This window comes from Hahella ganghwensis DSM 17046 (assembly GCF_000376785.1).
In the GTDB taxonomy this organism is placed as follows: domain Bacteria; phylum Pseudomonadota; class Gammaproteobacteria; order Pseudomonadales; family Oleiphilaceae; genus Hahella; species Hahella ganghwensis.
In genome coordinates this window covers 1-1,149 of sequence record NZ_AQXX01000003.1, presented here as the reverse complement: position 1 = coordinate 1,149, position 1,149 = coordinate 1, and the positions used below count along the sequence as shown (strand labels likewise).

Genomic DNA, 1,149 nt, shown 5'->3' with positions numbered 1-1,149 from the left:
CAGGCGCAAAATTGCGCCATACAAAGACCGGATATATGTACGCGACCGGCAATCGTCATTGTCCTTGAAATCGGGGAGGCATCCATATATGTCCCTTTAATTTTCTGTGCGACTTTCCCTGCCAGTCGAGGAAAGCGATAGCCAAAGCAGGAAACTCCATCACACCATTCACTGGGATCTACCTGAACACACTCCAGTATTGGCCATATATGCACCGGTATAGAACCTTTCTTACCTTCCCGAATCGCACGCCCTGTCCAGTCAACCAGGGTCAGGTAGTCGTCTATGTGGAATAAAAAATAACGGGACATCCATTGAATTCATCAAACTTACGCGTCAAACCCACCACTTTTCCAGCAGACATCGAATCAGAAAAGGCTCTCTTGGGCACTCAACTTATATAAGATGCCTCCCTTTTCTAGTAATGTATAAAAGCAACATCTCATCTGGCGTAACTATTTCACTGCCATCTTCTTCATCGTATACATATCCAGACTTAATATCGATAAAGTGATTTTCAAGTCCAACTCTAACTTCCTCAATATATCCTTCACTTTCCACAATTTTCACTTCTTGTAGTTTTTCTCCATTGAAGAATCTCTCTCTTATAGAGGATTCACAATTCTTACTAAAACCATTCATTATTAGAGCAAAATCTTCAGACGATAGATTCCTAGCATATAGCGAATAATTAGAGTCAACATCAATTGACCTTAATTCGACGATTTTCCCGCCTCGAAATTCCATAAATAATGAAGAACAAAAATCAAACTCATAGTCAGACTGGTCTCCAATATCTAGCTCCTCCAACATATAAACTATACGTTCTACAAACTCACCCTCAAGTGAAATCATTAATTTTTTGATATTTGAAATAAGTTTCATATCAATCCGTCTCAACAACTCTTGCAGGTACCGCCTGAGGAGAAGTAGGCACTACCGCAGGGTTTTTGGTCCCTTTAATCATAAATATGTTAGTTGGCTGGTCTATGTAACCCGCCCCAATATTATTATTCATCCCTTGCACACCATCATATTTTACCAGTACATTTCCATTTTTAGTTTTACCCAACACCTGTGCTGCCCCAGAATGGACAGCATCAAGCACCTCTTGCGCCTCGTCATAGCTATTAAAATAGCTTTGACGTG

2 protein-coding genes and 1 pseudogene are annotated in these 1,149 nt (G+C 40.5%); all 3 read right to left on the bottom strand.

Going from position 1 to position 1,149, the window contains the following annotated elements; all coding sequences use genetic code 11:
- Positions 1-311, bottom strand: a pseudogene (locus F566_RS37220) (hypothetical protein); the annotation flags it as partial.
- Positions 312-396: 85 nt separating this feature from the next.
- Positions 397-885, bottom strand: a complete 489-nt coding sequence (locus F566_RS0100025; RefSeq protein ID WP_020404948.1) for a hypothetical protein — start codon at positions 883-885, stop codon at positions 397-399.
- 1 nt (position 886) lies between these two features.
- Positions 887-1,149, bottom strand: a 263-nt coding sequence (locus F566_RS31345; RefSeq protein WP_033415481.1) for a hypothetical protein, incomplete at its 5' end; no start/stop codon positions are given.

Excerpts from the sequence above, each read along its gene's own strand:
- F566_RS0100025 (WP_020404948.1), bottom strand. The coding sequence starts at position 885 with ATGAAACTTATTTCAAATATCAAAAAATTAATGATTTCACTTGAGGGT.